Below are 21,957 nucleotides of genomic sequence, written 5' to 3'. Positions count from 1 at the left end.
ACGGTCTGTGTTCAGTTTTAGTATAATACCTGCTTGTCCGTCATACGAAAAAACCTTGATTTTACTGTGTTTTCAAAAGTATCGTTATCTAACTTCATCTTTCAATCGTCCCGGCTTCCAGTCCATGATTGCCGAAATTGAAGCCGGGCATATTGCAACTGTCATTGTAAAGGACATGAGCCGCTTTGGACGGAACTATCTGGAAGTTGGATTTTACACGGAAATTCAGTTTCCATCAAAGGGTGTTCGGTTCATCGCTATCAACAATAATGTTGACAGTGCCAATCCCACGGACAATGACTTTACCCCTTTCCTGAATATCATGAACGAGTGGTACGCTAAGGACACCAGCAATAAAATCCGTGCCGTTTTCAAATCGCGGATGCAGGACGGCAAACGGTGTAGCGGCAGTATTCCCTACGGTTATAAGCGGGTTCCCGGTGATAAGCAAACCCTTCATATAGATGCGGAGGCCGCTGCCGTTGTCCGCAGGATCTTCGATATGGCAGCCAGCGGTGCCAGTCTTGCGCAAATCGGTCAGACGCTTTCGGACGAAAAAGTGCTGATTCCGTCTGCATACGAAGAACGGTATCATCCTGAATCTGCTCGGCACCATTCGTACCACGACCCCTATCGGTGGAATACGACCACCTTGACCTATATTCTTGACCGGCAGGAATACCTCGGCCATACAGTGCTATGTAAAAGTATCCGTGAGAACTTCAAGTTGAAAAAGCGCCGTGCTGCAACCCCGGAAGAAAGGATCATATTCAAAAACACTCATGAGGCTATCATCGACCAAGAAACATGGGATAAAGCACAGAGGCTGCGCAAGAGGAATCCGAAAAAACTTCCGAGTGGAACATACTCGCACCGGTTAGCCGGAATGGTATTCTGCGCCGACTGTGGCTCCCGAATGAGCTTTTCCAGCCCCGAATCTAAACATCGGGATTCTGATGTGGTGTATGATTCGGATTCTTCATGGCAGTGCAGCAAATACCGTAATATGTACGTTTCCTGCACATCCCATTTTATCAAGACCTCAACCATTGAAACCGCTATTCTCAATGCAATCAAAGCGATGACAAAAGAAATTATTGAAAATGAGGATGAATTTGCCGAGCAGCTTCAAGCTGCATGGGAAAACCAAAACACACAGGTATCTTCCGAGAGTAAAAAAGAACTGCATTCAGTTCAAAAAAGAATGAACGAGTTGGACGCTTTGATTCGGAGCCTATATGAAAACAGCGTCTTAGGAAAAATCCCCGAACGACAGTATCAGCGTTTGATGGCGCAATATGATGAGGAACAAACTGTCTGCGAAGCTCGCATTGCCGAGTTGAAGAAAGAACTGGACGTCGTTGAAACAACGAAAGTTGATCTGAAACGCTTTATCAAACTGATTCGGAAATACAAGGACTGTGAAACGCTGACAGATGAAATGCTGTACGAACTGGTAGAAAAAGTGGTGATTCATTCCGCATCTGGCGGACGGACGATCTACCGTCAGCAGCAAATCGACATCTACTTCAATTTTATCGGTGATACGTTCCCTAGTCAAATTGAGATTAGTCGCGGCGACAAGAAAAATCTTACAGAACAGCAACTTGCCAAGCGTAAGAAATATCAGAAAACTGCCGGGGAAAACCGCAAAAAGAAACGTGCTGCTCTGCGTGAAGCTGCTAAAACTGATCCACAGGCGGCAGCAGAGTATGAAGCCCTCTTGCAGAAAGGCCGTGAACGATGCCGCAAGTATGCCCAAAATAAAAAGCTGGCTCAACAGGAGTCTGCTGATACAGTCCCCATTCAATTTGAACCATCTGAAGAAATGAAAGGAGAATCCGCATGAACGAACTGAAGAAATCCATCCATGACAACACTACCGGTCTGGACTACACCCTTGTTAATAACCACTATCTGCCGAACCTGACCGCAGCAGCCCCGGCAGAGCACCCCACCGGGCGGTGGGGCCGCTTACATAAGACGTATCTGAAGGAGCAGCACCCCATCCGGTACAACCAACTGCTCCTGTCCGGTGTGCTGGGCAGCTACCTTGCCAAGCTGGACAAGCAGGCCGAAGAACAGCTTGCATTGACCATCCGGCAGATGCAGGAAGCCGAGGGCGTGACCGAAGCCCTGAAAGCTGCCGATCAACTGGAATGGGTGCGCCGGATGAACAGCATCCGCAACCGTGCCGAAGAGATCATCAAGACTGAGCTGATTTTTGTCTAATACAATATCGCATCTCTGACCGCCCTGCACAACGCACGGCGGTCTTTTTTGTTACATCGGGTCTGCACAGGGCAGGCCCTTTTTTAATACGGAGGAACAAGCCTATGAAACTGACGTTTGAAGAAAAGAAGTTGCTCTACACCTATGGCTGCGCCGATCTGGAGCTGACCCGCAAGCGGCTGTACGGAGTCGCCGGGCTGACGGTTGATCCAGACCAGAACAAACTGGTGCTTGACTTCTGCCGGAAGCTGGAGGACGAAACGCTGGCAGACTGGTACGATCAGATGTTCTACTTCGTCCGTTCCGAGATGGAGCATTACACCATGATGCAGAAAATGTCACGGGACATCGAGGAGGACGAGGACTGGGGACCGACCATCTTTGACGAATCCGAGGGGGAAGAACTGATTGACGATGTTTAAGCTGGAAACCATGATCTACGCCAGCGAGGACGGAACAAACAGCGTGTTTACGCTGAATCCCACCTTGCAGAAACAGCTTGCCGCCCTTGCCACACAGCACCCGGAGGTGTGCCAGCGGAAGGCAAGGGGCGAAGCTGACGGGGTAACGTATCAGGTCAGGGGTGCCGCACTGGCTATCCAGCCCGTGCGGGGCTCCTGAAAGCGATAACCGATCTGCTATGGTAAAATAATCTCCAATCGGCTACCGTATCCCTGCAAGTCATCATTGGTTTGTGTAAACAAAAGAAGCGGGGGCTCTGAAAATTGAGCCGCCGCTTCAAAATGGGCGCGTGGATATGTCTACTATACGACGGCTTTTTTTCTTTTGCCGTCGTGCGGCAGGTGTTTTTACTTTTTATTCTTTTGTGCTACATGGACGATTATGGCAACTAAAATAATTGCGGCGACCGTACCAATTAAAGGGAGCCATGTGTCGGTGATGCTTTGCAATACGGCATTCCAGTTTACATTTTCGGGCAACATAGTTTAGACCTCCAATTCTCGCTGTTCTGTGACAATACGTTTACAGGAAAGATACGTTGCAAGGAAATAGCTTCCGTAGACAAGCAGAAAAAGAACGATTGTCAGTCCGATATTGGTTGCGATATGGATATTCATAAATTCTTCCACCACAGCCATTGCTTTGCCAATCAGGAAAGCAGAATACACGCCAGCGACGACTAGAGGAATGGCAAAGAACACGACTGTCTGCACAAAAAGCGTATGATCGATTTGCCTGCGGCCTGCACCCAGCTTTTGCAGCAAGCCATAACGATACACATTGTCGGTCGTTTCGGTAAGCTGTTTTAACGCTAGAAGTGCGGCGCAAATCAGCAAAAAGACCAACCCGATATAGCAGCAAAGGAAGCTCACCAAGGCATCGAGGCCGTAGAATGTCTCATACATCATGTTCTTTTCGGCATACCGATAGCCGTGTGTACTATCCAATCCAATCGGAATCATCTTTTGCAAAATTTCATTGGAATCTGCATTAGGCTCATATTGCACCAAAAGCGCATTTACATCTTTTTCAAGAGATGCGGTGACGGAATCGGGAACGATCAAGGTGCCGCGGTCATTGTTGCCAACCGACGTCATAATGTATGTTTCCTGCAAAACTTTATCTTCTGCACGCTGTAAAGTCGCCCCGCCAACCGTGATTTCCGGGTGGCTCTGCAATGCAGCAGCAATATACCGATACGTTCCATTGTAGTTGCAGTTCAACAGGTATTGGCCATCGTTCAGCGTGATGGGTGCTTTGTTCTGCATGGCTAAGGCACGATTCAAGTCCGAAATGGAGATTACGGAAACCTTGCTGTCAGGAACTTTTTCATCAATTGGCCAAAATTTGACTTTCTGTCCTTCAAATAGTTCAGAGTAGGTCATATCGGCCTCGTAAACACTGATTTGCTCTGTAGCTTTGGCGTAGTTGCTTATGGTAATATCGTGTGCAGCGAGATAGGCAGCAATATCGCTGTCCCCATCAACAGAAACATTGGAAAGCACGTTCAAATCATAGGGCGTTGCAGATCGAGACATTTTGTTCATAGCAAGCGCTGTGCTTGCGCCAATCGACACGGCGCAGATCGTGATGGTCAGCAATCCGCATACAACCGTTACCACAAGATAATTGGTTCGGATTTTACTGCCAATCTGACGGACAAGGAACGTATTCAGACCTTTCAGGTAAAAGCATTTCCTTGCACTTGCTGCTTGCATGAAAACGGCTGACAGCGAGTAGAACAGCAGAAAAGTTCCCGCGACCAATGCCGCCGCTGCTAACTGGAACAGATTATTTTCATGAGATGGCAGAATCCCGTTTTTGTTTAACAGCGCGGCAGAAATTCCGATGCAAAGCAGCGAGAGCAGGAACAGACAAACCGGCAAGATACGGTTTTCAGTCTGCATACTTTCGTTTTTTCTGCCGTCCGTAAATAGGTCAATCAATTTAACATTGGTGACAGACCGAATATTGAAAAGCATGACAATAAAAAAGATGATTGTGAAACACAACACGGTCTGGCGAAGCGCTCCGGCTGAAAACACGATCCGAAACTTTTCAAGATTGATTGCAAAAAGCCGCAATGCAATCAAAGAAAACCCTTGCGAAAAGAAAAAGCCCAAAAGCAATCCTGTGCCCAGCGCAATGATGCCAACACAAAGCGTTTCGCCTGCAAACAACCGGGAAATACGCCCTTTTTTCATGCCGAGCATCATATACACGCCTAATTCCTTTTTGCGACGTTTCAATAAAAACTGATTGGCATAAAGAATCAGGAAAGCCAGAACAACCGCAATCATAGTGGAAAGCGTAGAAAGCATAATGCCGAGCTGACGATATAAGAGCGTGCCGGTCATGCCCATATTGGAAAAAGCCGGCTGGTCAGAAATGGAATTGAACGCATAGAACAAACTGACCGAAAGGGTCAGCGTAAGAAAGTAAATCAGATAGTCACGAATGTTCTTGCACACATTTCGGAAAATCAGCTTACATGTGTTCACTCTGTTCACCTCCCAAGACGGAAACTACTTCCAGAATTTTTGTAAAAAATTCTTTGCGCGTATCCGTCCCACGATGCAGTTCGTTGAACACCTGCCCATCTTTGATAAACAAAATGCGATTGCAATAGCTGGCAGAAAAAGCGTCATGCGTTACCATGAGAATCGTTGCTGAAAGCTGTTCATTCAATTCGGTCAACATTGTCAACAGCATTCGGGAAGAATTGGAATCCAGTGCGCCGGTCGGCTCATCTGCCAGTACGATGGCGGGATTTGTCACCATCGCTCTTGCGGCAGCTACTCTCTGCTGCTGACCGCCAGACATCTGATAGGGATATTTACCCAATACATCCTGAATGTTCAGCGCTTGGGCAATCTGTGGAATACGCTGCTCTATTTCACTGGGTTTGGCACCTGCGATGGAAAGGGCCAGAGAGATATTTTCATAGGCGGTCAAGGTGTCCAGAAGATTGAAATTCTGGAAAATAAACCCCAGCTTTTTTCCACGGAAATCTGCAAGCTGTGCTCTATGCAGCATCGTGATGTCCTTTTCTTCTACATAGATATGACCGCTGGTGACGGTATCAATCGTGGAAATGCAGTTCAGCAAGGTGGTTTTGCCAGAGCCGGAAGCACCCATGATGCCGAGAAATTCTCCTTTGCGAACAGAAAAAGAAATGTGGTCGATGGCTTTTGTCAGGTTGCCTTTGTTACCGTAAAATTTTTGGATGTCATCCACCCGTAAGATCGTATCGCCCATAGGTCAGGCTCCTTTCTCAAAAGCGCTTTGCTTTTGTGCTTTTACTCTACCACAAGGAATTTTCCGATGCCATTAAATTGGATTACATTTGTATTACCAAAATGTAAGGTTGAAAAAAGCGAGGCTTTACAGCCCCGCCGCCTGCAAATAGCTTTCCGTAGGAAAAACCATCGTCACAGTCGTTCCCTGTCCCGGAACGCTGGAAATAGAAAGTGAGATATTCATTTTTCGACATAGCCTTTGGCTCAAGTACAAACCAATGCCGGTTGATTTGGAATAACGGCGGCCGTTTTCACCGGTAAAGCCTTTGTCGAACACACGCGGCAAGTCAGCAGCAGAAATACCAATGCCATTATCGGAAATGAAAAGAGATACCGTGTTTTTCTCTGCTCTGGCTGAAAATTCAACTTGTAAACTATCTTTCCGATACTTGATAGCGTTGGACAGAATCTGTCCGATCACAAAGGTGCAGCTCTTGCTGTCTGCGGCCACGGGAATATCCAGTTCCTTTAGAACCAGCTTTCCACCGGCCTGAATCAACGGCTTTGAGTACGTTTTTAGCGCAGCGTACACCAATGCCTGCAAGGTGGTTTTCTCCACCTTAAAGTCCTTTTCCACATCGGTACTGCGGGCGTAATATAGCACCTGCTCCACATAAGCATCAATTTTCCGCAGTTCATCGTCAATTCGCAGTGTGGTGGGATTCTTTTCATTTTCAACGATCAGCCGGGCAGAGGTGATAGGCGTTTTGATTTCATGCACCCATGAATCAAGGTATTCCCGATATTCACGGTTCTCCTGTTCTGCACAGGCAAGCTGGTCGTTCTGATATTTGTTGCAGCACCGCAGAACGTCCACCAAAATCTGCCCCTCTAAAAAATGAGGCGGTACCATTAACTCACCTAAAAGTGTTTTTATGTCCAGCTGCTCTGTCATTTTTTGAAGCAGATTATAAAAACTCTGCTTGCGAAAAAAGTCATACAGCAGCGCTGTACTGTACGCTGCAAGTAAAATCACCTCGGCAAACAGAATAAACACAGCAGGTGTTTCAATCAGCCAGAGGAGCGCAAGCAGCACGAGTGCAGCCACCAGCATACAAATCAGGGAAAAGATACGGTCAAGCAGATACTCGGATAACTTCATACGCAATACCCTAAACCACGTTTCGTTTCCAGATAGTCCGGCAGACCGATTTCGGTCAGTGCTTTCCGTAACCGAACGATGTTGACATTCAATGTGTTTTCGTCTATAAATTGTTCACTCTGCCAGAGTTCATCAATAATAGCGTCACGGGGAATAATGTTGCCCTTATTCACCATAAGCAGGCGCAAAATCCCAAGTTCATTTTTGGTAAGTGATTTTTTGTTCCCTTGATAGCTGATTTCCGCCTTGAGCAAATTTAAGGTCAAGCCTTTGTGCGTGAGAACGATGTTGTCCTGTACTTCATAGGTCCGAGCCAGAAGTTTTTGGATTCGCGCCAAAAGAATCTGTGCATTGTACGGCTTTGCAATATAATCATCTGCGCCGATGTTCAAGCTCATCAACTCGTCAAAATCGCTGTTTCTGCTGGTAAGTACAATGATAGGAAGATTGGATTTCTGTCGGATTTCTCTGCATACTTGGAAACCATCCTGATAGGGCAGATTGATGTCTAAGAGAATCAAGTTGGCTCCTGATGAAAGAGCAGCTTGCACAATGTGGTGGAAATCATCGCTGCTGTCGCATTGGTAGCCGTACTTTTGAAGAAGCTGAACAAGTTCCTCGCGGATTGCCGGTTCATCTTCTATAATGAAGATTTTCATGCTCACACCTCCTAGACGTATTATATTCGTTATCTCAAAGAATACAAGGCGGTAAATATGAATTATAAAATGTTTGTAACCGAATAAAAACTTTTGAAAAAGGAGAGCGATGCCATGACCCAGCCCAAAGCCGCCCTTGCCTACCTCCGCAACGAAAAAGCCAAAGCAGAACAAAAGCTGCGCTCTTGTCAGCACCGAGAGAAGATTCTTGAACGTCAGATGTCAGAGCTGAACCGGAGAGAGCGTGTGCATCGTCTTTGCACTCGTGCCGGAATGCTGGAAAGTTTTCTGGTCTGTCCGGGAGAATTGACCGACGATCAGGTGATGGAGCTTTTGAAGATCTCGTTCCGTCAGCCGGAAGTCGTGCTGGCGCTTGCAAAAATGGTGCATGATGTTCACGAACGCAGCAACGTCCAAAACCCTTTAGGATAAAGGGCGCAATTATACACCGTTCCGGTGAAATTGCGGTCTTGCAGACGGCTCGATGAAATCGAAGCTGGCGTTTGTGCGCCAGTCCGATTCCATCCCAAGGAAAACTGCATTTTCCTTGCGCTGCTCCGCAGCTATCCTTTTGCCCGCTACCATAAAACACACATAGAAAAAGCCGATTGGAAACAGAAACATTTCCAATCGGCTTATCTTTTTGTTAGGCAGATTTCTTTTCAGCTAATGCCCGGACTTCCTCAATTGAAAGGTCGGTGTACTTTGCCACCTTTTCACAAGGCACACCATCTGCCAACATTGCCAATGCGTGCTTGATCGATGTTTCATGCTCGGTTTCATCTCGCATTTTTTCCATAGCTCTGCACATAGCTGCCACTCCCTTCGTATCTTCTTTGAAATAACGAACTCTCTGTGCCAAAATGGAATAATTCATATCCTTCGAGTTGGTACAGAAAAAGTCATGCATTAGTTTTCCCAATGCAGTTTCGTCTTTGATTTGTGAGTTCACATAAACGATGTGCGCCTGATCGTTGAAAAACGTTCCCGTTTCCCGAACTGTACGGTCAACATGATAAATTGGAAGGCCGGCCTTTAATACGTCATTTTCAGTGATAAAGATAACGTATGTTTCGTTCAGCGCATCGTAATCATCGCCCGCATCAGTCAAGTTTGCATCCAGCAGACTGCTATTGTACCGTGCGCGCTTTTCACTAGCACCACGGTCACTGCGCTGCACCTCAATATTATATGCACGGTTTTCCCGATCCACTGCCAAAATATCCAATCGGACTGAACGCCCTTGCAGATTTTTGATGCTGTACTGGCCGTGAACCTCTTTGACGGTCAAATCATCCCGTTTCAAGATGATCTGCAAAAGAAACTCAGCACAGGCACGTTCTTCAAACACCGCAGCCATGAAATCATCATCAATCAACCGCAATCCACGCAACCGCTGCAAATCTTCTTCATGTTTCCGTTCAAAATCCAGTTCCTGTTGTGATTTTCTTTCCGACATTGGCTCACCAACTTTCTGCTTGCTTGTTCAAGCTAATAGTACCATAAGTTCGTAATTTTTACAAGAGAACGTTCCAGATGTTATCAACGGGGGGGGGGATGCCTATTCCGTGTCCGCATTTCAAAATTACCATCGTCAAGCGCAGCCAAGGGCAGTCCGCCGTTGCCGGGGCCGCTTACCAGAGCGGCGAACGGCTGTTCAGTGAGTACGACCAGAAAACGAAATTCTACAACAAGAAGAAAGAACTTGTCCACGCCGAAGTCATGCTGCCTTCCCATGCGCCGCCCGGATATGCAGACCGGGCAACCCTCTGGAACGCAGTAGAAGCCGTGGAGAACCAGTGGAACTCCCAACTTGCCCGGCGCATCGTGCTGGCATTTCCGGTGGAGGTTCCGAAAGAACAGTATCTCTCCATGATAAAGGAATTTTGTCAGGAGCAGTTTGTTGCCAAGGGCATGATCGCCGACTTTGCTATCCACGACAAGGGCGATGGTAACCCACACGCCCACATTCTGTTAACGCTCCGGGCAATGGACGAACACGGCAAGTGGCTCCCGAAAGCCCGAAAGGTATACGACCTTGACGAAAACGGTGAGCGCATTCAGCTTCCTTCCGGCAACTGGAAGTGCCACAAGGAAAACACCGTGGACTGGAACGACCAGAAGTACGCCGAGATCTGGCGGCATAGCTGGGAAACCATCACCAACCGCTATCTGGAGGCAGCGGGCAGACCGGAACGTGTTGACCTGCGCTCCTTTGAGCGGCAGGGCATCCAGCAGATACCGACCGTCCATCTCGGCCCCGCTGCACACCAGATGGAAAAGCGTGGAGTTGAAACCTTTCTCGGCAACCTGAACCGGGACATTCGAGCCGCCAACAGTCTGATGCAGTCCATCCGCAGTGCGATTCGTGGGCTGCAACGCTGGATCGCAGACCTGAATGAAAAGAAACAGCTTCTTCTGGACGCTCTGGAAAAGGCGAAGGAACCCACGCTTTCTGATTTGCTGGTGGACTACTTCAACCTTCGCAATGAGCAGCGCAGCGATTGGTCTGGCAAGGCAAAACTGAAATGCACTGTCCGGGACTTTGAGGAAGTCAAACGGGCGGTGGACTATCTGAAAGTCCATTCACTGAACACCGTTGAGGATTTGAACCAAGCCATTGACAGCTTAAATCAGACCGCCGCCCCTCTCCGCAGGCAGTTGAAGCAGAACGAAAACCGTATGCGGGCAATCGCCCAAATCAAGGACGCTGCCGCCGTCCATGCCAAGCTGAAGCCCATCCATGATACCTTTATCAAGAAGAACTTCAAGCTGACCAAGGACGCTTATGCCGCCCAGCACAAAGAGGAGCTTGACACCTTTAATAAAGCTGTCCGCACCCTGATGAAGCTGAACGGCAGCACCGCGGTGGATGTTTCGGCATTGGATGCCGAATTTTCTGCGCTGCAATCGAGCAGCGCAGAGCTGCGCACCCAACTGGAAACCTTGCAGCCGGACATCTCTGCTCTGAAAAATATCCGCAAGTATATTGACATGGTGCTGAATAAGCAGCAGCTTTCCACACCGGGCGGCAAGACCCCGGAGAAGGAATCGGTGCTGAAGAAGTTGAACGATAGCAAGGCAGCACTTGAACAGAAAAAATTACAGACCCAGCCAAAAGAAAGCGAACACACATTGTAAAAGGAGAAGCGCAAATGAGCAAAACTATCACATTGACCGAACATCGCCCCGCTGACGGACTGTTGACCATGCGAGTCAGAAACACAACTTACAACGTCAACATCTTTTTCAATCCGAATGCAAAGAGCACATTGGATACTCAAATGCGAAAAATCATCCAAAAAGAAGCGAAAGCTGGCAATTTTTAAATTTGCGGCAGCATCTTGATTTTTTATCTTGACAAAATGCAGCCCAAAGGTAGTATCGTGGTCGAGTGCGGGAACGCACTTCTGAAAAACGGTTACAAGCTGAAAATCCTGAACACCATCAACTTCAAAAAGTCCATGCACTATAACCCCTTCGCCTATGTCCACAGCGAAAAGGACATTCTGAAACTGGTCATAACCCTGATGACCAACACCAAGGGGGAAGGGTCCGGCGGGGACCCATTCTGGGAAAAATCGGAGCGTCTTTTGCTCACCGCCCTGATTGCCTATCTGCACTATGAAGCCCCGGTGGAGGAGCAAAACTTCGCTACTCTGCTGGAGATGCTGAACACCATGCAGGTGCTGGAGGACGATGAAGAATACCAGAACCCGGTGGATCTGCTGTTTGAAGAACTGGCAAAAAAGAAGCCCAACAGCTTTGCCGGGCGGCAGTACAAACTTTACAAGCTGGCCGCAGGTGTTGTATGCTCTAAAAGACTTCTTAATCAAGCTGTTGGGAAGTCTCTTAGAACACACAACCTAAAACCGAAGAAAGGAGCGCAAGTTATGAGAAAAAACGAGAAAATCACAGCTCTGTATGAACGACTGAGCCGTGATGACTTTGGCAAAGATGATGACCAACAGCGTGAGAGCAACTCCATATCGAATCAAAAAGCAATGTTGGAGGAGTTCGCCGCACGGCAGGGCTTTACAAACATTGTCCATTTCACGGACGATGGCATTAGCGGCACTTGCTTTGACCGTCCCGGATTTTTAGCAATGATGAAAGAGGTTGAAGCCGGGAATGTGGAGTATTTGTGCATCAAGGACATGAGCCGCATGGGTCGTGACTATCTGAAAGTTGGTCAGATTATGGAAATCCTGCGTCAGCGTGGCGTTCGCCTTATCGCCATCAATGACGGCGTGGACAGTGCCAGAGGTGATGATGATTTTACCCCTTTCCGCAACATTATGAACGAGTATTACGCCAGAGATACCAGCCGTAAAATCCGTTCCACTTTCCAGTCCAAAGGCAAGTCCGGCAAGCACCTCACAGGCACGGTCATTTACGGCTATCTTTGGAACGAAGCAAGAGACCAATGGTTGGTTGACCCCGAAGCCGCCGAGGTGGTCAAGCGCATATTTGCCATGACGATTGACGGCTACGGTCCGTATCAGATCGCCAGCAGGCTGAAAGAAGAAAAAGTCCTCATTCCGTCCGCTTACCTTGCCCAGCACGGCGAGGGCGTGAACAAAAACAAGACTTTCAAAGATGTGTACGGCTGGGGTTCTTCCACCATTTGCAACATTCTTGAAAAGCGTGAGTATCTGGGACATACCATCAACTTCAAGACCCGAAAGCACTTCAAGGACAAGAAAAGCCATTATGTCCCGGAGGACGAATGGACAATTTTCGAGAATACCCATGAGCCTATCATTGATCAGCAGACCTTTGACCTTGTGCAGAAAATCCGAGGGAATGTCAGACGCTACCCGGACGGCTGGGGCGAAGCAGCTCCCCTCACGGGTTTGCTCTATTGCGCCGATTGCGGCGGCAAGATGTATGTCCACCGTACCAACAACGGCAAGCGTATTTCTCAATACACCTGCTCACAGTACACCAAAGTTCCTTGCGGGACACTCTGCAAGACCCAGCACCGTATCAATGAAGATGTGGTACTGTCCCTTGTTTCCGAAATGCTCAAAGCTATTGCCGAGTATGCCAAGCATGACCGAGCCGAGTTTGTCCGTGTGGTGCAGGAAGCGCAGTCCAGCCAGCAGACAGCAGAGGTTAAGAAACAGCGCACACGCCTTGCTGCCGCCAAGCAGAGAGTTTCCGAGCTGGAAGTCCTGCTCTGTAAAATCTATGAGGACAACATTTTGGGAAAGCTGTCCGACAGCAGATACGCCACTCTGGACGCTCAATACGAAAAGGAACAGTCCGAGCTTACCGCTGAAATCTCTGTTCTGGAAAAGGCTATCAAGAGCTATGAAACGCACGAAAAGGACGCTGACCGTTTTATCGCTCTGATTGACAAATACGAGAACTTCGACAAGCTGACCATTGCCATGCTCAATGAGTTTATCGAGAAAATCCTTGTGCATGAGCGTGACCGTAAAGGCAGTATACAGACCACACAGGAGGTCGAGATTTATTTCAATTTCGTTGGGCGATTCGTTCCCCCGGCGTTTGGAGAAGTAGAGCTGACCCCGGAGGAATTGGAGGAAATCCGCAAGCGTGAGGAACGCAAGGACAGGCTTCATCAGAACTACTTGAAGCGTAAAGCCAGCGGAGCACAGAAGCGATACGAGGACAAAATCAAGGGGAGAAAAAAGGCAGAAATCGAAGCCAAGAAAGCCGCCATTCGTGCGGAGGATATTGCAAAGGGCGTGTTCGTCCCGGTCAGCAGTTTACCGCAGAGAGAGCCGATGAAAGGAGTACAAACAGCATGAATATCACTTACACACAGAACAGCGATTATCTTATCCCGAACATCATTATCCGCAAGACCAAGCCCCTCGGGCACTACGGCAGACTCCGCAAAGCGTATCTAAAAATGCACCGCCCGATACTGTTCAATGAGCTGGTACTATCCGACAAGCTCTTTGAGCATTGCGCCGAGATTGACGAAGCGGCACGAAATCGCATGGAGCTGATCGTGCCAGAGCTGGCAAAGCAGTACGGCGTGACAGAGCAACTGAAAGCTGAAAACCAAATGGAATGGGTGCGGCAGATGAACGCTTGCAAGGCACAGGCAGATGAGATTGTGAAAGCGGAATTGATTTATGATTGAGTGAGAAAGTCCGGGCAGAAAACCGTCCGGACTTTTCTCATACAGTCCAAAGTTGCGGTAGAATTGTTCACAAGTTTTATGGTATAATTTAAATATGAAATTGAGAAACAAATCGACATTTGTAAAGGAGGATTTACAATGAAGAAAATTGGATTAGGTATTGCAATACTACTCTTTGCCATTATAATTTCTCTTTGCTCATCAGGAATGGGGCTGCTCGTTATCGGGATTGGGATTGTAGGATTGATTTTTTCAATCATAGGATTTATGGAACGCAAGTAAAATAACTTCCAATTTGTCGAGAAGTTAAGCCGGAGCAAATCCCTTTAGGAACTAAAGGGCGCACTTCTATACTCTCCTATCGGGAGTATCGTGCGTCCTGCGGAGCTTCATTCTCCGTCAGCAGAAGAAAACTGCTTGACCGAGAATGTTGCGTCACTTCGTTCCGTCAAGGTGGCTACACCCCCTTGCGCCGCTAAAGCGGCTATCCCTTGTGGACTTGCCGTCCGCAAACAGCATAAAATGCTGTTCGCCGCCAGCAAGTTTGAAGGCGAATAAAATGAATTTTATGGAACAAGCAAATCGGAATTTGACAAAGGAGTGTGATTGTATGAAGAAGTTGATAACACTTGTCTTAGCATTAGTTTGTGTGTTAGGTTTGGTCGGTTGCAATCAAAAGGCTGTTAGTGCTTCAGAAGTGTACTCTTTCCCCGAACCTACAACAATGATTACAGTGTCTTTCTACTCACAAGGAGAAGAAACTGCATTTGAAATTGGTTCAGAGGAATATGACTCCAATGATTTATCTACAACCCCTGTTATTAACTGGTTCTATGATTTGAAGCTGACTGCTTGCGATGAGCCAGAAGCAGTAGAAGGCTCGGAAAGTTATGAATTCTATGTGAAAGGTGAAAGTGCCTTTACCTACGAAGATAGAGGTAGCGAAGCATATATTATCATTGGTGGGAGCTACTACAAGGTAAGCAATCCTTCTGCTCCACCGATTAACTAACCCAATTCCAGTTTGTCTAACTGAACACAAAAACCGAATACCGAAAATCAGACCGTTGACTGGTCGCACTATGCGAAAAGTTGACGGTCTTTTTTTATCCGCAAAATCAAAAAAGGAGGTCAATTACAATGACAAAACCGAAAACCCTTGAACAGCTTCGAGCCGAAAAGGAACGAGCCGAGACGCAGCTTGCACAGGAACAGCACAAGCTGGAGCGTCTGGAGAACCGAAAGAAGTTTCTGGAACAGGGCGAGCGAAAGAAACGCACCCACCGCCTTTGCAATCTGGGCGGAACGATTGAGAGCCTTGCCCCGGAGGTCAAAGATCTCACACGCACCGAAATGACAGAGCTGATGGAACACATCTTTTCTCTGTCCGAAGTCCAGCGAGCCGTCCGTCACATGGCGATTACCCACATCAGCCAAGCAAACAGAGAAAAGGAGTTGAAAGCCGATGGCACTATTTCATCTGAGCGTCACGCAGACTAAGCGAAGCGCAGGACAGTCCGCTATTGCTTCTGCCGCCTACCGTGCCGGGGAGCGATTGTATAGCGAGTATTACGGCGAATACAGCGACTACACCAGAAAGGGCGGCGTGATTTGCTCCAACATTCTCCTGCCGTCCCATGCACCGCCCGAATACGCAGACCGCCAGACCCTATGGAACGCCGTGGAAAAAGCCGAGCGTGGAAAGAACGCCCAGCTTGCATACAGCTTTGACATTGCCTTGCAGAATGAATTTTCCCTTGAGGAAAACATCGCTCTTGCAAGGCAATTTTTATTGGAGAACTTTGTAAGCCGGGGCATGGTGGTTGACTTCGCCGTACACCAGCCAGACCGGGAGGACGGCGGCATACCAAACCCGCATTTTCATGTGCTTTGCCCCATCCGCCCCATCGAGCAGAACGGCAAATGGGGACTAAAGCAACGCCGGGTGTACGAACTGGACGAGGACGGCAACCGTATCCGAGACCAGAACGGAGAGTTTGTTTTCAACGCCGTTCCCACTACCGACTGGGGCAGTCCCGAAACGCTGGAACATTGGCGTGAAGCATGGGCGGAGATGTGCAATGCCAAGTTTGCGGAAAAGGGGCTTGACGTTCGTATCGACCACCGAAGCTATGAGCGTCAGGGCGTGGAGCTTCTTCCCACCGTCCACGAGGGCGCAACCGTCCGGGCAATGGAGAAGAAAGGCATACGCACCGAGAAAGGCGAGTTCAACCGCTGGATCAAGGCAACCAATGCCGTTATCCGGGACATCAAGAAGAAAATCGCTCTCCTGTTTGATTGGATTGCCGAAGCAAAAGCGGAGCTTGCCAAGCCGCAGGCACCAAACCTTGTTTCTCTGCTGAACGCCTATTACACCAGCCGCAGAGCCGGGGCTTATTCGCAGAAAGGCAAGGTCAGCAACCTAAAGGAGATGAACGAAACTTTCAATTATCTCCGGGCAAACGGCATTTATTCCCTTGAAGATTTGGAACACCGTGTCAGCGAACACAGTGCTGCCACAGAGAGCTTGAAGAAAACGCTGGACGAACAGACCGCCCGAATGAAAGCAATTAAGCAGCTCTATGACAGCTCTGCTGCTTTCCAGAGCTTGAAGCCTGTCTATGACGGCTTGCAGAAAATCAAGTTTGAGAAGCCCAGAGCCAAGTACAAGGCAGAGCATGAAGCGGAACTGAAACAGTTCTACGCCGCCAGACGCAAGCTGACCGGAGAGTTCCCGGACGGCAAGGTGGATATGAAAAAGCTGACCGAAGAGTATGACGAGCTGGAACAGGCGCACAACACCACCTATGGCGAGTTTAAGACCGTCAGAGACGATTTACACCGTCTTTGGAAGGTCAAGTCATGTATAGATACTGCCGCCCGATTTAACGAGCGCACAGAGGAACAAATGCTCCAAAATCGACCCCAAACACGACACAAAAAGGAGGAACTATCCCGATGAATTATACCCAAGCACAGATTGACCGGGCAAACGCCGTCAGTCTGGAAGATTTTCTCCGTACACAGGGAGAGACGCTTATCAAAAGCGGACGAGAATACCGCTGGAAAGAACATGACAGCCTGACCATTCGTGGAAACAAATGGTTTCGCCACAGCCAGAGCAAGGGCGGCTATCCCATTGATTTTGTCATGGAGTTTTACGGAAAATCCTTTCCCGAAGCCGTCCAGCTCCTGACCGGCGAAAGCGGCGAGGGACAGAGCGAAGCCAGCACAGCACCGCACACAGCGTTCCACTTGCCCTTGCACAACAGAACAGCCGACAGAGCAATTCAATATCTTTGCGAAAGCCGAGGTCTCAACAAAACGCTTGTTGAGGCTTTTCTTCTTTCCGGGGATATTTACGAGGACGCAAAGCGGCACAATGTTGTGTTTGTCGGCAGAGACCGAAACGGCACACCGAGATACGCCCATGTGCGAGGAACGGCAGACACATTCAGACAGGATATTACCGGGTCTGACAAGTCCTATCCGTTCCACTATGAGGGAAACGGCAACCAGCTCTTTGTCTTTGAAGCACCGATTGACCTTTTGTCCTTTATCTGCCTTTATCCGCAGGACTGGCAGACAAGGAGCTACCTTGCCCTGGGCGGCGTTTCAGGCAAAGCCCTTGACCGTTTTCTTTCTGAACGCAAGGACACCCGAAAAGTGTTCCTCTGCCTTGACAGCGACACCGCAGGAAGCGAAGCCTGTACCCGACTGGCACAGTCCATTCCCGGCGAGATCGCCGTCATTCGCCTTGTCCCGGCAAGGAAAGACTGGAACGATGTTCTCCGTCAGCAAGGGGACATTCCCAGCCGCAAATTCATAGCCGAGACAATCACGCTGCGAGAGCTGCCCACCGCCCAGCCTGTTCCCATGCTCCGCATGGCAGATGTGGAGCTGACGAGCGTGGATTGGCTATGGTTTCCCTATATCCCCTTTGGAAAGCTGACGATTATACAGGGCAACCCCGGCGAGGGCAAGACCTACTTTGCCATGCGTCTTGCGGCGGCTTGCACCAACCGAAAGCCCTTGCCCGGTATGGAAACCCTTGAGCCTTTCAATATCATCTATCAGACCGCCGAGGACGGTCTGGGCGATACTGTTAAGCCCCGACTGATGGAAGCAGACGCAGACCTCGAAAAAGTGCTTGTCATTGATGACAGGGATACGCCGCTGACCCTTGCCGATGAACGCATAGCAAGGGCAATCCGGGAAAACAACGCAAGGCTGGTTATCATTGACCCGGTACAGGCGTTTCTGGGCGCAGATGTGGACATGAACAGGGCAAACGAGGTGCGCCCGATATTCCGCAGTCTGGGAGACATTGCACAGGCTACCGGGTGCGCTATCGTGCTGATTGGACACCTGAACAAAGCCGCAGGAACGCAAAGCACCTATCGGGGATTAGGGTCTATCGACATTACGGCGGCAGTCCGCAGTCTGCTTTTTATCGGCAAGCTGAAGGACAGCCCCACAACGAGGGTGCTTATCCATGAGAAAAGCTCCCTTGCGCCGCCCGGACAGTCCCTTGCCTTTTCTCTGGGAGACGAGAAAGGCTTTGAATGGATAGGAGCTTATGACATTACCGCTGACGAGCTTCTTGCCGGGACAGACACCGCCAAGACCGAAAGCAAGACCGCACAGGCAGAAGCACTGATACTGGAACTGCTGGCAGACGGAAAGCGTATGCCGAGCGCAGAGCTGGAAAAGGCAGTCAATGAGCGTGGGATTTCCTCACGCACCATGAGAACGGCAAAAAGCCGTATCGGAGACAGGCTTGTGACCGAGAAAGACGGCACAGCATGGGTCTGCTATCTCCGAGACTGACAGCAGGAACACGGCAAGCGTGGCAAAGACGGCAAGGTTTTTATAGATACCTTAGTGTTGCCGCCTTGCCTTGTTCCCTCATACCGACACCGCCCGATGATGAACAGTCACCGGGCATTTTTCATTTGCAGGAGGATTTTGAATGAACAACAATACCGCAACCAACACCGCCACTTGCCCGACTGTCAGAAAGCAGATTGGCAAGACCACCTATATCGTCCGTGTTCATTTCAGCGAGACCGCAAAAGAGACGATGGAGGACAAAATCAAGCGTCTGCTGCGTGAGGAAGTCCGCAAAATGTAACTTCTTTTTGAATTTGATGAAAAAGTCCTTGACTTTTCGTCTCTGGAAAGACCGCAAAATCCATCCTCATTTCCTGTGGTGCCAGATTAGCCCCCTTCGACATCCAAGAGTTGCGGGACCTTACCATGTACGATGAACTGCAACTGGACACGCTGGGCGATAAGAAGACGGCGTTGTTCCTCATCATGTCGGACACGGATTCAACCTTTAACTTCCTCATCAGCATGGTTTACACCCAGCTTTTCAATTTACTGTGCGATAAAGCAGATGATGTGTACGGCGGCAAGCTGCCCATCCATGTGCGGTGCCTTATCGACGAGTGCGCCAACATCGGGCAGATTCCCAATCTGGAAAAGCTGGTGGCGACCATTCGCAGCCGTGAAATCTCTGCCTGCCTTGTTTTGCAGGCGAGAAGTCAGTTGAAAGCCATCTACAAGGACAATGCGGACACCATCGTGGGTAACATGGACAGCCAGATTTTTCTCGGCGGCAGTGAGCCGACTACCCTGAAAGACCTGTCCGAAATGCTGGGCAAGGAAACAATCGACGCCTTCAACACCTCGGACACCCGTGGCAACAGCCCCAGTTACGGCACTACGTTCCAGAAGATGGGGCATGAATTATTGAGCCGGGACGAGCTGGCGGTGCTGGACGGCGGCAAGTGCATTTTGCAGTTGCGTGGTGTGCGCCCCTTCCTTTCGGACAAATACGACCTGACCCAGCACCCCAACTATAAGCTGACCTCGGATTACGACCCCAAAAATATCTTCGATATTGAAAAATATCTGAACCGAAAAGAAAAAATCCACCCCGGTGATGAGTTCATCGTGGTGGACGCTGATTCGCTCCCGCCTGCCTGACTCGGTAGGCGTTTTTAATTTATCCCGGTCAGAAAAGTGCACCAGAAAATCAACCTTGCTGCGGTTATGCAGTGTAAAACAATAAGATTTCGGGTGTGTACAAATGATCGAAAACGCTTTATAATAAAGGAGAAAAGACTATGGAATTCTTCAACTCTGCTATCGAAGTTCTTCAGACTCTGGTCGTGGCTCTGGGTGCCGGTCTCGGCGTGTGGGGTGCCATCAACCTGCTGGAAGGTTATGGTAACGACAACCCCGGCAGTAAGAGTCAGGGCATGAAGCAGCTCATGGCTGGCGGCGGTGTCGCTCTGGTGGGCATCACCCTGATTCCCCTGCTGAGCGGTCTGTTCGGTTAAGAACAGTGGGCGGCGATTGCCGCCCGGTACATATTATAATAAGGAAAGCCATAGTAACGATCTCTCATACAGAAGGTGAAGCAGATGAGCGAGATTTTATTGTATCATGGCAGTAAAGAAGAAGTTGTCTATCCCGAAATCCGCATCACACGGTATACAAAGGACTTTTCTTGGGGATTCTACTGCACGAACAACTATCAGCAAGCCTACCGCTGGGCAGACCGCCGTTCTGCCGATGGCCTTGTGAACGTCTATCGCTATGTAGAAAATCCCGACCTGAAGATCCTGCGTTTCCCTGAAATGTCGGACGAATGGCTGGATTTTATTGCAAAATGTCGTGCAGGCGAAACCCATCCCTACGATATTGTGGAGGGACCCATGGCAGACGACACCATTTGGGATTACGTCAACGGATTTACGTCCGGGCAGATCAGCCGTGAAGCATTTTGGGCATTGGCGAAATTCAAGCATCCAACACACCAAATCAGCTTTCATACCGTGAACGCTTTGCACTGCCTGGCCTTTGAGAGGAGTGAACCCATCCATGACCGAAAAGCAGAAAAATGATGTTCTCTATGTTTGTAGCCTGATCGAGACCATTGCCCGCAAGACCAAAAATCATCGGCAGGATGTGATCCGTCACTTCACAAAAGCCGACATCGAACGGCAGCTCCGGCTGGCAGAAGTAAACCACTGCCTGTCCTTTGAGCAGGTTTCGGATGAACTGATCGAGGATCTCAACATCCCGGATGGGGATTTTGATACCGCCGCAGAGTGCCGCTATACGGTCCCTGCTGCAACCTCCATCGGAATGCTGTATCAGGGGCTAGTGCTGTCCACCATGAAGGATGAGGATGCTGCACAGGCAATTCTGGATGTTTTTTCGTCGTTTATCACGGATGAGATCTCCGATTTCAATTCCAACGTGTACTACACCAATCCTGATTATCTCCGCTGCTCCTATCTGGAGGGCAAAATGCTTGCTTGATTCCCACTTTCTTACCGCTAGGAGCATAGTGAATGAACGATTACAAGCCTTACAAACAGCTCAAGCAGAAACAGAAGGCTAAAGTTGTAGAGCGGATATATAAAGAGCTTCATCAGTTCTTTTCTGATAATCAACGGTTTCCTGATACCCCAGATGAACATGAATTGCTTGCTCGCCAAATTTTTTCGCACATTCCATACCGTGTTTCCTTCGATGAGTTCTATGCCGTATATAATAAAAAGCATTCCGCTATTGAACAGCGCCTTGCAGAGAAAGGATTGCCGGAACATCTGCTTCATCGTGAGGAACGCAGGCAGGAAAAACCGAATCATCCCGCTGTAAAAACGACACAGCCCCACAGAAAGAAGAAAAAGAAGCAGGTGTTTGAGCCGCTCTTAGAACAGAATGATGATTTCTTCTTTATTGCTGGTTATACTTCTGGCGGTGCCCCTTATGGTGTCACATGGGAAGAAATGGGACTGGAGCCTTGGGAAGAACTTATATAAATATTGTTGCCATTGCCGATTGCCAAAAGCAGTCGGCATTTTTGTTTTCATCGGCTTCTGAGGCGATTATTCCATACGGTGGCTTGAGCAGCAAAGGATAGCCCTCTGCGGTTTGCAGGTTTATTGAATGTCCGTACTCCAAGCCGCGTTTTTATCCACCCATCAATGAAAGGCGGTGCTATTATGCAGTTTTTGACCCACATTATTTTTCTCCTGAACCTCCTCAAGACCCTTATCA

General features: G+C 48.8%; 26 protein-coding genes and 2 pseudogenes. 21 read left to right on the top strand and 7 right to left on the bottom strand.

Annotation, left to right across the window (positions count from 1 at the left end; translation table 11 throughout):
• The first annotated feature begins 55 nt into the window (after positions 1-55).
• From WMO20_RS08225 to WMO20_RS08210, 4 genes are all read left to right on the top strand, one after another.
• Entirely contained in the window at positions 56-1,849 is a 1,794-nt protein-coding gene (locus WMO20_RS08225; RefSeq protein WP_349186446.1) for a recombinase family protein, read from the top strand.
• The gene (locus WMO20_RS08220) at positions 1,846-2,232 is read left to right on the top strand and encodes a TnpV protein (protein WP_349186445.1); all 387 of its coding nucleotides are present in this window, start codon (positions 1,846-1,848) and stop codon (positions 2,230-2,232) included. The genes WMO20_RS08225 and WMO20_RS08220 overlap by 4 nt, the downstream gene beginning before the upstream one ends.
• A 104-nt stretch (positions 2,233-2,336) precedes the next feature.
• Positions 2,337-2,654 carry a hypothetical protein gene (locus tag WMO20_RS08215; RefSeq protein ID WP_349186444.1) on the top strand — a complete coding sequence of 106 codons (318 nt, stop codon included), beginning with the start codon at positions 2,337-2,339 and terminating at the stop codon, positions 2,652-2,654.
• On the top strand, positions 2,647-2,853 hold the full coding sequence (locus tag WMO20_RS08210; RefSeq protein WP_349186455.1) for a hypothetical protein: 207 nt from the start codon (positions 2,647-2,649) through the stop codon (positions 2,851-2,853). Before WMO20_RS08215 ends, WMO20_RS08210 begins: the two co-directional genes overlap by 8 nt.
• Before the next feature lie 188 nt (positions 2,854-3,041).
• Here the strand turns inward: WMO20_RS08210 and WMO20_RS08205 are convergent, their stop codons facing one another.
• The 5 genes from WMO20_RS08205 to WMO20_RS08185 form a co-directional block, all read right to left on the bottom strand.
• Complete coding sequence (locus tag WMO20_RS08205) at positions 3,042-3,176, bottom strand: hypothetical protein (protein WP_349186443.1); 135 nt, start codon at positions 3,174-3,176, stop codon at positions 3,042-3,044.
• 3 nt (positions 3,177-3,179) lie between these two features.
• The gene (locus WMO20_RS08200; RefSeq protein WP_349186442.1) at positions 3,180-5,195 is read right to left on the bottom strand and encodes an FtsX-like permease family protein; all 2,016 of its coding nucleotides are present in this window, start codon (positions 5,193-5,195) and stop codon (positions 3,180-3,182) included.
• Entirely contained in the window at positions 5,182-5,952 is a 771-nt protein-coding gene (locus WMO20_RS08195; RefSeq protein WP_349186441.1) for an ABC transporter ATP-binding protein, read from the bottom strand. The genes WMO20_RS08200 and WMO20_RS08195 overlap by 14 nt, the downstream gene beginning before the upstream one ends.
• A gap of 126 nt (positions 5,953-6,078) precedes the next feature.
• Positions 6,079-7,095: a sensor histidine kinase gene (locus tag WMO20_RS08190; RefSeq protein WP_349186440.1), complete on the bottom strand. Its 1,017-nt coding sequence runs from the start codon at positions 7,093-7,095 to the stop codon at positions 6,079-6,081.
• Positions 7,092-7,754: a response regulator transcription factor gene (locus tag WMO20_RS08185; RefSeq protein ID WP_097784655.1), complete on the bottom strand. Its 663-nt coding sequence runs from the start codon at positions 7,752-7,754 to the stop codon at positions 7,092-7,094. Before WMO20_RS08185 ends, WMO20_RS08190 begins: the two co-directional genes overlap by 4 nt.
• A gap of 114 nt (positions 7,755-7,868) precedes the next feature.
• Between WMO20_RS08185 and WMO20_RS08180 the strand changes: the two genes are divergently transcribed.
• Positions 7,869-8,186, top strand: a complete 318-nt coding sequence (locus tag WMO20_RS08180) for a DUF3847 domain-containing protein (RefSeq protein ID WP_349186439.1) — start codon at positions 7,869-7,871, stop codon at positions 8,184-8,186.
• A gap of 9 nt (positions 8,187-8,195) precedes the next feature.
• Here the strand turns inward: WMO20_RS08180 and WMO20_RS08175 are convergent, their stop codons facing one another.
• Together WMO20_RS08175 and WMO20_RS08170 are read right to left on the bottom strand one after the other, a co-directional pair.
• A complete protein-coding gene (locus WMO20_RS08175; protein WP_349186438.1) occupies positions 8,196-8,384 on the bottom strand; it encodes a hypothetical protein in 189 nt (62 codons plus the stop codon).
• A 16-nt stretch (positions 8,385-8,400) separates the two neighbouring features.
• Entirely contained in the window at positions 8,401-9,213 is an 813-nt protein-coding gene (locus tag WMO20_RS08170; RefSeq protein WP_117533170.1) for a PD-(D/E)XK nuclease family transposase, read from the bottom strand.
• 104 nt (positions 9,214-9,317) lie between these two features.
• On the opposite strand from WMO20_RS08170, the gene mobQ (WMO20_RS08165) reads away from it, so the two are divergent.
• The 16 genes and pseudogenes from mobQ (WMO20_RS08165) to WMO20_RS08090 all read left to right on the top strand — a co-directional run bounded on the left by mobQ (WMO20_RS08165) (position 9,318) and on the right by WMO20_RS08090 (position 21,719).
• On the top strand, positions 9,318-10,895 hold the full coding sequence (gene mobQ, locus WMO20_RS08165) for a MobQ family relaxase (protein ID WP_349186454.1): 1,578 nt from the start codon (positions 9,318-9,320) through the stop codon (positions 10,893-10,895).
• 14 nt (positions 10,896-10,909) lie between these two features.
• Positions 10,910-11,083 carry a hypothetical protein gene (locus WMO20_RS08160; protein ID WP_117554711.1) on the top strand — a complete coding sequence of 58 codons (174 nt, stop codon included), beginning with the start codon at positions 10,910-10,912 and terminating at the stop codon, positions 11,081-11,083.
• Positions 11,084-11,119: 36 nt separating this feature from the next.
• A pseudogene (locus tag WMO20_RS08155) lies at positions 11,120-11,500 on the top strand (type IV secretory system conjugative DNA transfer family protein); the annotation flags it as partial.
• Between the two features lie 147 nt (positions 11,501-11,647).
• Complete coding sequence (locus WMO20_RS08150; protein WP_349186453.1) at positions 11,648-13,534, top strand: DUF4368 domain-containing protein; 1,887 nt, start codon at positions 11,648-11,650, stop codon at positions 13,532-13,534.
• Complete coding sequence (locus WMO20_RS08145) at positions 13,531-13,875, top strand: TnpV protein (protein WP_257367346.1); 345 nt, start codon at positions 13,531-13,533, stop codon at positions 13,873-13,875. Before WMO20_RS08150 ends, WMO20_RS08145 begins: the two co-directional genes overlap by 4 nt.
• 138 nt (positions 13,876-14,013) lie before the next feature.
• The gene (locus WMO20_RS08140) at positions 14,014-14,157 is read left to right on the top strand and encodes a hypothetical protein (protein ID WP_164979630.1); all 144 of its coding nucleotides are present in this window, start codon (positions 14,014-14,016) and stop codon (positions 14,155-14,157) included.
• Positions 14,158-14,485: 328 nt separating this feature from the next.
• Positions 14,486-14,887: a hypothetical protein gene (locus WMO20_RS08135; protein WP_033121559.1), complete on the top strand. Its 402-nt coding sequence runs from the start codon at positions 14,486-14,488 to the stop codon at positions 14,885-14,887.
• A 128-nt stretch (positions 14,888-15,015) separates the two neighbouring features.
• Entirely contained in the window at positions 15,016-15,375 is a 360-nt protein-coding gene (locus tag WMO20_RS08130; protein WP_046415456.1) for a DUF3847 domain-containing protein, read from the top strand.
• A complete protein-coding gene (gene mobQ, locus WMO20_RS08125; protein ID WP_349186437.1) occupies positions 15,341-16,837 on the top strand; it encodes a MobQ family relaxase in 1,497 nt (498 codons plus the stop codon). Before WMO20_RS08130 ends, mobQ (WMO20_RS08125) begins: the two co-directional genes overlap by 35 nt.
• Positions 16,834-18,705, top strand: a complete 1,872-nt coding sequence (locus WMO20_RS08120; RefSeq protein WP_349186436.1) for an AAA family ATPase — start codon at positions 16,834-16,836, stop codon at positions 18,703-18,705. Before mobQ (WMO20_RS08125) ends, WMO20_RS08120 begins: the two co-directional genes overlap by 4 nt.
• Before the next feature lie 142 nt (positions 18,706-18,847).
• Complete coding sequence (locus WMO20_RS08115; RefSeq protein ID WP_148336321.1) at positions 18,848-19,009, top strand: transposon-encoded TnpW family protein; 162 nt, start codon at positions 18,848-18,850, stop codon at positions 19,007-19,009.
• Positions 19,010-19,050: 41 nt separating this feature from the next.
• Positions 19,051-19,869: pseudogene (locus WMO20_RS08110) on the top strand (VirD4-like conjugal transfer protein, CD1115 family); the annotation flags it as partial.
• Between the two features lie 140 nt (positions 19,870-20,009).
• Positions 20,010-20,225: a Maff2 family mobile element protein gene (locus WMO20_RS08105; RefSeq protein WP_055186938.1), complete on the top strand. Its 216-nt coding sequence runs from the start codon at positions 20,010-20,012 to the stop codon at positions 20,223-20,225.
• 84 nt (positions 20,226-20,309) lie between these two features.
• The gene (locus WMO20_RS08100) at positions 20,310-20,792 is read left to right on the top strand and encodes a DUF3990 domain-containing protein (protein WP_097839633.1); all 483 of its coding nucleotides are present in this window, start codon (positions 20,310-20,312) and stop codon (positions 20,790-20,792) included.
• Positions 20,770-21,213 carry a hypothetical protein gene (locus WMO20_RS08095; protein ID WP_149794207.1) on the top strand — a complete coding sequence of 148 codons (444 nt, stop codon included), beginning with the start codon at positions 20,770-20,772 and terminating at the stop codon, positions 21,211-21,213. The genes WMO20_RS08100 and WMO20_RS08095 overlap by 23 nt, the downstream gene beginning before the upstream one ends.
• A gap of 32 nt (positions 21,214-21,245) precedes the next feature.
• Positions 21,246-21,719 (top strand): hypothetical protein, encoded by a 474-nt coding sequence (locus tag WMO20_RS08090; protein ID WP_149794206.1) that lies wholly within the window; start codon positions 21,246-21,248, stop codon positions 21,717-21,719.
• Positions 21,720-21,957: the final 238 nt, after the last annotated feature.

This window comes from Faecalibacterium intestinale (assembly GCF_040096575.1).
GTDB classification, from domain to species: Bacteria; Bacillota; Clostridia; order Oscillospirales; family Ruminococcaceae; genus Faecalibacterium; species Faecalibacterium intestinale.
This window is presented reverse-complemented; position numbering and strand designations above follow the sequence as displayed.

Bases quoted from the DNA above. Each gene is read 5' to 3' on its own strand.
- WMO20_RS08090 (WP_149794206.1), top strand. From the start codon at position 21,246: ATGAACGATTACAAGCCTTACAAACAGCTCAAGCAGAAACAGAAGGCT.
- mobQ (WP_349186437.1), top strand. From the start codon at position 15,341: ATGGCACTATTTCATCTGAGCGTCACGCAGACTAAGCGAAGCGCAGGA.
- WMO20_RS08095 (WP_149794207.1), top strand. From the start codon at position 20,770: ATGACCGAAAAGCAGAAAAATGATGTTCTCTATGTTTGTAGCCTGATC.
- WMO20_RS08170 (WP_117533170.1), bottom strand. From the start codon at position 9,213: ATGTCGGAAAGAAAATCACAACAGGAACTGGATTTTGAACGGAAACAT.
- WMO20_RS08185 (WP_097784655.1), bottom strand. From the start codon at position 7,754: ATGAAAATCTTCATTATAGAAGATGAACCGGCAATCCGCGAGGAACTT.
- WMO20_RS08190 (WP_349186440.1), bottom strand. From the start codon at position 7,095: ATGAAGTTATCCGAGTATCTGCTTGACCGTATCTTTTCCCTGATTTGT.
- WMO20_RS08195 (WP_349186441.1), bottom strand. From the start codon at position 5,952: ATGGGCGATACGATCTTACGGGTGGATGACATCCAAAAATTTTACGGT.
- WMO20_RS08120 (WP_349186436.1), top strand. From the start codon at position 16,834: ATGAATTATACCCAAGCACAGATTGACCGGGCAAACGCCGTCAGTCTG.
- WMO20_RS08180 (WP_349186439.1), top strand. From the start codon at position 7,869: ATGACCCAGCCCAAAGCCGCCCTTGCCTACCTCCGCAACGAAAAAGCC.
- WMO20_RS08135 (WP_033121559.1), top strand. From the start codon at position 14,486: ATGAAGAAGTTGATAACACTTGTCTTAGCATTAGTTTGTGTGTTAGGT.
- WMO20_RS08105 (WP_055186938.1), top strand. From the start codon at position 20,010: ATGGAATTCTTCAACTCTGCTATCGAAGTTCTTCAGACTCTGGTCGTG.
- WMO20_RS08150 (WP_349186453.1), top strand. From the start codon at position 11,648: ATGAGAAAAAACGAGAAAATCACAGCTCTGTATGAACGACTGAGCCGT.
- WMO20_RS08160 (WP_117554711.1), top strand. From the start codon at position 10,910: ATGAGCAAAACTATCACATTGACCGAACATCGCCCCGCTGACGGACTG.
- WMO20_RS08140 (WP_164979630.1), top strand. From the start codon at position 14,014: ATGAAGAAAATTGGATTAGGTATTGCAATACTACTCTTTGCCATTATA.
- WMO20_RS08100 (WP_097839633.1), top strand. From the start codon at position 20,310: ATGAGCGAGATTTTATTGTATCATGGCAGTAAAGAAGAAGTTGTCTAT.
- WMO20_RS08130 (WP_046415456.1), top strand. From the start codon at position 15,016: ATGACAAAACCGAAAACCCTTGAACAGCTTCGAGCCGAAAAGGAACGA.
- WMO20_RS08215 (WP_349186444.1), top strand. From the start codon at position 2,337: ATGAAACTGACGTTTGAAGAAAAGAAGTTGCTCTACACCTATGGCTGC.
- WMO20_RS08205 (WP_349186443.1), bottom strand. From the start codon at position 3,176: ATGTTGCCCGAAAATGTAAACTGGAATGCCGTATTGCAAAGCATCACC.
- WMO20_RS08220 (WP_349186445.1), top strand. From the start codon at position 1,846: ATGAACGAACTGAAGAAATCCATCCATGACAACACTACCGGTCTGGAC.
- WMO20_RS08145 (WP_257367346.1), top strand. From the start codon at position 13,531: ATGAATATCACTTACACACAGAACAGCGATTATCTTATCCCGAACATC.
- WMO20_RS08210 (WP_349186455.1), top strand. From the start codon at position 2,647: ATGTTTAAGCTGGAAACCATGATCTACGCCAGCGAGGACGGAACAAAC.
- WMO20_RS08115 (WP_148336321.1), top strand. From the start codon at position 18,848: ATGAACAACAATACCGCAACCAACACCGCCACTTGCCCGACTGTCAGA.